Source organism: Mesorhizobium sp. M7A.F.Ca.US.006.04.2.1 (genome assembly GCF_004022915.1).
Taxonomy (GTDB): Bacteria; Pseudomonadota; Alphaproteobacteria; order Rhizobiales; family Rhizobiaceae; genus Mesorhizobium; species Mesorhizobium ciceri.
Window position 1 is genome coordinate 1 of record NZ_RZQA01000319.1, and the last position, 6482, is coordinate 6482.

Genomic DNA, 6482 nt, shown 5'->3' on the forward strand with positions numbered 1-6482 from the left:
TCCTCGAGCCGCACGATCGGCTGGTAGGCAAGGGTGAATTCGCGTCGCTCGATGGCGCGGCGCAGGTCGGATTCGAACTGCAGCCTGTCGGTGCCGACAGTGCGGAAAGCCGGACGGAACGGCTCGATCCTGTCGCCGCCGAAGCGCTTGGCCTGATGCATGGCAAGCTCGGCATCCTTGACCATGTCCTCGGCCGACATCTGTGGCGAATTCCAGGTGATCAATCCGATCGAGGCGGTCAGCACGATCTCGCGCTTGGCAAAGGTGATCGGATTGTTGATGGCATGCTTGATGGCATCCGCCACGGCGGCGATGCGGGCCGGGTCCTGTTCGGACAACAGCATCAGCGCGAACTGGTCGCCGGCAAAGCGCGACAGCGAGTCCTTCGGCTTGAGCAGCCGGTGCAGGCGACGCGCGATGGTCAAGAGGATGGTGTCGCCGGCCGAGATGCCGAGCCCGTCATTGACCTGCTTGAAACGGTCGATGTCGATGACGAAGACGGTCGGACGCACCTTCTCTTCGGTGCGCGCGATCGAGATGATCGCTTCCAGCCGGTTCATCAAAAGTTCGCGGTTCGGCAGGCCGGTCAGGTTGTCGTGCACGGCATCGTGCAGCAGCCTTTCCTCGGACTTTTTCTGCTCCGTCACGTCGACCATGGTGCCGACGCAGCGGATGACCTCTCCATCGGATCCGATGACCGGGCGCGCACGCAGCGAGAACCAGTGATAGTGGCCGTCAGCGCCGCGCAGTCGGAAGTTCTGCGACACCCGGCCGCGCCGGTGCTCGAGCACGACGTCGAGCGTCGTGCGGAACGTGTCGCGGTCGTCGGCATGCAGCACCGGCAGCCAGTTACGCGCCGCACCGCCGAGGCTGTTCGGCGCCAGCCCGAGTTGGATGCTGACATCGGGCTTGGTGACGACGCGGTCGCGCAGCACGTCCCAGTCCCATACCGTGTCGCCCGATCCGGCGACGGCAAGCGCCTGCCGCTCCAGATCGGAGAACAGGCCCTGATGCAGCGCGCCGCCGGCAAAGGCATGCTGCATGACAGTGAAGCCGATCAGCAGGATGATCAGGATCAGCCCGCCGCCCAGGGCCGGCTGGGCGATGTCGTTGTCGAGCATGCCGGTGATCGCCATCCACGATCCGCATAGCCACAACAGCACCATGACCCAACTGGGCACCAGCATGATCGCACGATCATAACCACGAATCCCGAGGAAGATGATCAGGCCAAGCCCCGTCAGTGCGGTGGCGGCGAAGGACAGCCTGGCGATGCCGGCGGCGACCGCGGGATCGACGATCGCGACGCCGGCGATCAGCACCAGCCCGAGTATCCAGACCAGCGCGCCATAACTGAAATGGCCGTGCCATCGGTTGAGGTTGAGATAGGCGAACAGGAACACCACGAAGGTTCCCGCCAGTGCCACCTCCGTCCCCGCCCGCCACATCTGCTCATTGCCGGGCGAGATCTCGATGACCTTGTTGAGGAAGCCGAAATCGACGCAGATATAGGCCAGTACCGCCCAGGCAAGCGCGGCGGTCGCGGGGAACATCGAGGTCCCCTTGACCACGAAAAGGATGGTCAGGAACAGCGCCAGCAGGCCCGCAATGCCGATGACGATGCCGCGAAACAGCGTGTAGGAATTGACCGAGTCCTTGTAGGATTCGGGATCCCAGAGGTAGACCTGCGGCAGCTTCGGCGAGGCCAGTTCGGCGATGAAGGTGATCACCGTGCCGGGGTTCAGCGTCACCCGGAAAACGTCGGCGTCGGGACTGGTCTGGCGGTCGAGCGCGAAGCCTTCGCTGGGCGTGATGGCAGCGATGCGGGTCGAGCCCAGATCCGGCCAGAAGATGCCGGAATTCACCAGGCGGAAATGCGGTGCGACGATCAGCCGGTCGAGCTGCTGGTCGGTGGTGTTGGCGAGCGCGAAGACAGCCCAGTCGCCGGTCGAACGGGCATCATTGGCCTCGACCTCGATGCGCCGCACGATGCCGTCCGGACCCGGCGCGGTCGACACCTGGAAATTCTCGCCCTGGTTGCGGTAGATCTCGACGGCGCCGGAAAGGTCGAGCGCGACGTCGTCGCGGGCGATCTTGATCGGCTCGACGGCGAAGGCCGACGATGCCGCCCACAGCGTCAGGAGTGTCGCGAGGACAATGGCGAACAGCGGCCCGTTGCGCAGGAATTTCGTCAAAATCAGTCCTTCGTTCCAACGCCCGGCGGATCGTCCGCGATCCGGGCGTAGAGGTAGTGGTCCTGCCAGATGCCGTTGATCCTGAGATAGGATCGCAGCAGTCCTTCGCGCCGAAATCCGGCTTTTTCAAGCACGCGGATCGACCTGATATTGTCGGGAATACAGGCCGCTTCGATCCGGTGCAACCTCAGCGTATCGAAGGCGAAGCGGGTCACCACCTTGACCGCGTCGGTCATCAGGCCGCGGCCGCCGAAGCGCTCGCCGATCCAGTAGCCGACATGGCCGCTTTGCGAGACACCATGGCGTATGTTGCCGAGCGTGATGCCGCCGGCAAGCTTGCCGCTGCTCCTCTCGAAAATGAAGAAGGCGATAGCGGTTCCCTGAGCATAATCCTCGCGGTAGCGGCTGATGCGCAGCCGCCATGCGTTGCGGTCGAGTTCATCGGGAGTCCAGCGTGGCTCCCATGGTTCGAGGAAAGCGCGGCTTTCCCCGCGCACCGCCGCCCACTCGCGATAGTCGTTGGTGAACGGCACGCGCAGCGTGACACGGTCGCCTTTCAGTGCCGGCAGGTCACGGCGAAAGAAAGGGAGCGCGAACATGGCGCTTTGAGGGGCTTAGACGGCGAGCTTGCGGGCCGCGGTCTGCGTGCCCGCGAGCGATTCGAGAATCGCCTCGTAGGGCGCCAGTGTGCCCACAGGCCCGACAGCGGTAAGCGTCGGCTTGGTCGAGAACAAACGCGACGATAGATCGGTCAGCCGCTCGATCGTCAGCGCCGACAGCCGTTCCATCAGTTCCTCCTTGGCGATCGGCCGGCCGAACAGAAGCAGTTGCCGTGCGATCTGCGAAGCGCGGCTGGCCGGGCTTTCGGCTGACATGATCAGTCCGGCGCGATATTGGGCGCGCGCCCGGTCGAGTTCTTCCTGCAGGATCTTCTCACCGGCCTTCTGCAGTTCGTCGATGATGACAGGCACCAGTTCGGCGATGTCGCTCTGGCCGGTCGCTGCATGGACGCCGAAGACGCCGGTGTCGGAAAAGCCCCAATGGAAGGCATAGACCGAGTAACACAGGCCGCGCTTCTCGCGGACCTCCTGGAACAGGCGCGACGACATGCCGCCGCCGAGGATCATCGACAGCACCTGCGAGGCGTAGAAGTCGCGCACATGATAGGCCCGGCCTTCGAACCCCAGCACGATCTGCGCGTCCATCAGGTCGCGGTCCTCGCGAAAATCGCCGCCGACATATTGCGCATATTGCGGGATGGTGCTGTCGGCCTTGCTGCGGAAGCCGCCGAGCTGCTTTTCGACCTCGCGCACGAAATTGTCATGCTTGATGTCGCCGGCGGCGACAATCACCATGCGCTCGGCGCCATATTGCCGCTCTATGAAGTCGTGAAGTTGTTTCGAGGTGAAGGATTTGACCGTTTCGGGCGTGCCGAGAATGGAGCGCCCAATCGTCTGATGGCGATAGGCGGTTTCCGTGAAACGGTCGAAGACGATGTCGTCGGGCGTGTCGTGCGCGGCGCCGATCTCCTGCAGGATCACATGCTGTTCGCGTTCGAGTTCCTGCGGGTCGAATTCGGACTCCTGCAGGATGTCGGCAAGAATGTCGACGGCCAGCGGCACGTCGTCGGAGAGCACCCTGGCATAGTAGGAGGTGGTCTCGACGCTGGTGGCGGCGTTGATTTCGCCGCCGACGTCCTCGATCTCCGAGGCGATTTCGAAGGCGCTCCGCCTTTTCGTGCCCTTGAACGCCATGTGCTCGAGCAGATGGGCCATGCCATGCTCGTCGTCACGTTCATTGCGGGCACCCGACTTGACCCAGGCACCAAGGGCAACCGATTCGATGCTTTGAAGGGTTTCGGTGGCGACTGTCAGGCCGTTCGACAGACGGCTTACCTCAACACCCATATGGCTACTACTCCCTAACGCGCCGCCCGCGCGCGGCGGCCGACGTAATCTTCCACCATTTTCAGGTCGGATGGAAGTACCGTGTATTTTTCCTCCGATGTCATCAACCCACCTAGCCATGCGGGCAGTGCGGGCGACACGCCGCTGGCGGCTTCGACGGCGGCCGGGAATTTTGCCGGGTGCGCGGTACCCAGCACCACCATCGGCACGGCGCCTGACGCCTTGCCTGCGGCGACATGCACGGCTGCCGCGGTGTGCGGATCGAGCAGATAGTTGCTGGTCGCGAGCGTCGAGCGGATGGTGGCGGCGACCTCGTCCATATCAGCGCGGCCGGCGTCGAATTCGGACCGCATCCCGGCAATTTGGTGGGGTTCGATGGTGAAAGCACCGGACTGCTTCAGGCCGTCCATGTAGCGCCGCACGGTCGCGGCGTCACGGCCGGAGGCCTCGAACAGCAAGCGTTCGAAATTCGACGACACCTGGATATCCATCGACGGCGACGTGGTCGCAAAGACGCCCTTGGTGCGGTATTCGCCGGTCGAAAAAGTGCGCGCCAGGATGTCGTTGTCATTGGTGGCAATGACCAGCCGATCGATCGGCAAGCCCATCTTCTTGGCGGCATAGCCGGCAAAGATATCGCCGAAATTGCCGGTCGGCACGGTGAAGGAAACCGGCCTGTCCGGCGCGCCGAGCGACAGCGCCGAGGAGAAATAATAGACGATCTGGGCCATGATGCGGGCCCAATTGATCGAATTGACGCCCGAAAGCGCCACCCGGTCGCGAAAGCCGTGATCGTTGAACATGTCCTTGAGCAGGCCCTGGCAATCGTCGAAATTGCCTTCGATCGCCAGCGCATGGACGTTTGCAGCCGTCGACGTCGTCATTTGCCGCTGCTGCACCGGCGAGACGCGGCCATGCGGGAAAAGGATGAAGATGTCGGTCCGGCTGCGACCGGCAAAGGCATCGATGGCCGCCCCGCCGGTATCGCCCGAGGTGGCGCCGACGATGGTGGCGTGCTGGTCGCGTTCGGCAAGCACATGGTCCATCAGCCGGGCCAGAAGCTGCATCGCCACGTCCTTGAAGGCGAGCGTCGGCCCGTGGAAGAGTTCTAGGACGAAGGTGTTGGGGCCGGTCTGCACCAGCGGGCAGACGGCCTCGTGGCGGAAGGTGGCATAGGCTTCGCGGACCAGCCGCTCGAAGACGGGCGCCGGGATTTCGCCGCCAAGGAACGGCGACAGCACGCGGATGGCAAGGTCGGGATAGGCAAGGCCGCGCATGGCGCGGATCTCGGCGGCGGAAAACTGTGGCCACTCGCGCGGCACGTAGAGCCCGCCGTCGCGCGCCAGCCCAGCCAGCACGGCGTCGGAAAATCCAAGAACGGGGGCTTCCCCGCGGGTACTCACATAGTGCATGTCACAATTCCGTTACTGCCTGGCTTTTTCCGTCCACCGCAAGGTGGTTAATTCTGCGCTGGCTCAGTCGCATTTTTGCCGCGCGGTTGATATACGTCACCAGCTTTGCGAGAGGGAAGTGCAGTTTCATGGCGTTTCGTACATTCAGTGGTCGCTTTTTGGCGGGTCTTGCGCTCACCGGCTTTATGCTTGCCGCCGCCGGCTGCCAATCGGGCGACAATGGCATCCTGAACCTCGGCATCGGCAAGAAGGAGGACCCGACGGCGCCACCGCCGCCGCAGGATCCCAAGATCCTGGCCAGCCAGTTGCAGGCCTATTGTCCCAGAGTGACCGTGCGCGACGGCACGGCCTTCTTCAACACCTATTCCAGGGAAGCTCAGAAGCCCAAGCCCAGGATCAAGAAGACCGGCGATGCCGCGCAGGATGCCGCGGCCCAGGCCGAGGCTGACGCCGCTGCTGCAACGCCGCCCGACGAATCGGCCAACATCATCTACCAGGCGTCGGTCAGCGACGTGACACGCGACTGCAGCCGTGCCAACGGCCAGTTGACGATGAAGATTGCGGTCGCCGGCAAGATTGTCCCCGGACCGAAGTTTTCTCCAGGCACGATCACCATGCCGATCCGAACGGCGGTGATGCACGGCACCGAGGTCCTCTATTCGCAGCTCCACCAGTATCAGGTCCAGGTCACCGATCCTTCGGTTGCCACGCAGTTCGTCTTCACCGATTCCAATGTCGTCGTGCCCGAGCCGACGGCCCAGGATTATCAGGCCTTTGCCGGCTATGACGAAACCGCGCATCAGGCAACGGCCGACAAGTCGAAGAAGACCCGCCGCAAGAGGGCTGCCGCGACGAACTAGGTCTCGGCAGTTGCATGAGGCGTGCGTCGCGGCGCACGCTTCTCAGGCGTCCGACCACTCCGACAGCGCGGCGATCACGCTTTTCAACTCCGCCCAGCGGCGGATCAC

6 protein-coding genes are annotated in these 6482 nt (G+C 63.6%); 1 reads left to right on the forward strand and 5 read right to left on the reverse strand.

What is annotated here, in order from left to right; translation table 11 throughout:
- The 5 genes from EN925_RS17870 to EN925_RS41495 all read right to left on the reverse strand — a co-directional run.
- Positions 1 to 2195: diguanylate cyclase (locus tag EN925_RS17870; protein WP_127419893.1), on the reverse strand; the 2195-nt coding region annotated here is incomplete at its 3' end.
- Between the two features lie 2 nt (positions 2196 to 2197).
- On the reverse strand, positions 2198 to 2794 hold the full coding sequence (locus EN925_RS17875) for a GNAT family protein (protein ID WP_013532763.1): 597 nt from the start codon (positions 2792 to 2794) through the stop codon (positions 2198 to 2200).
- A 15-nt stretch (positions 2795 to 2809) separates the two neighbouring features.
- Positions 2810 to 4102 carry a pitrilysin family protein gene (locus EN925_RS17880; protein ID WP_013532762.1) on the reverse strand — a complete coding sequence of 431 codons (1293 nt, stop codon included), beginning with the start codon at positions 4100 to 4102 and terminating at the stop codon, positions 2810 to 2812.
- Between the two features lie 14 nt (positions 4103 to 4116).
- Positions 4117 to 5514: a threonine synthase gene (thrC, locus tag EN925_RS17885; RefSeq protein WP_027164140.1), complete on the reverse strand. Its 1398-nt coding sequence runs from the start codon at positions 5512 to 5514 to the stop codon at positions 4117 to 4119.
- Position 5515: 1 nt separating this feature from the next.
- Entirely contained in the window at positions 5516 to 5644 is a 129-nt protein-coding gene (locus EN925_RS41495; protein ID WP_255337193.1) for a hypothetical protein, read from the reverse strand.
- Here EN925_RS41495 and EN925_RS17890 point away from each other — a divergent pair.
- Positions 5643 to 6374: a hypothetical protein gene (locus tag EN925_RS17890; RefSeq protein ID WP_063171665.1), complete on the forward strand. Its 732-nt coding sequence runs from the start codon at positions 5643 to 5645 to the stop codon at positions 6372 to 6374. The two genes, EN925_RS41495 and EN925_RS17890, sit on opposite strands and share 2 nt — an antisense overlap.
- Positions 6375 to 6482 lie beyond the last annotated feature (108 nt).

Coding starts and splice junctions, on each gene's coding strand:
- thrC (WP_027164140.1), bottom strand. CDS start 5,514: ATGCACTATGTGAGTACCCGCGGGGAAGCCCCCGTTCTTGGATTTTCC.
- EN925_RS41495 (WP_255337193.1), bottom strand. CDS start 5,644: ATGAAACTGCACTTCCCTCTCGCAAAGCTGGTGACGTATATCAACCGC.
- EN925_RS17875 (WP_013532763.1), bottom strand. CDS start 2,794: ATGTTCGCGCTCCCTTTCTTTCGCCGTGACCTGCCGGCACTGAAAGGC.
- EN925_RS17880 (WP_013532762.1), bottom strand. CDS start 4,102: ATGGGTGTTGAGGTAAGCCGTCTGTCGAACGGCCTGACAGTCGCCACC.
- EN925_RS17890 (WP_063171665.1), top strand. CDS start 5,643: ATGGCGTTTCGTACATTCAGTGGTCGCTTTTTGGCGGGTCTTGCGCTC.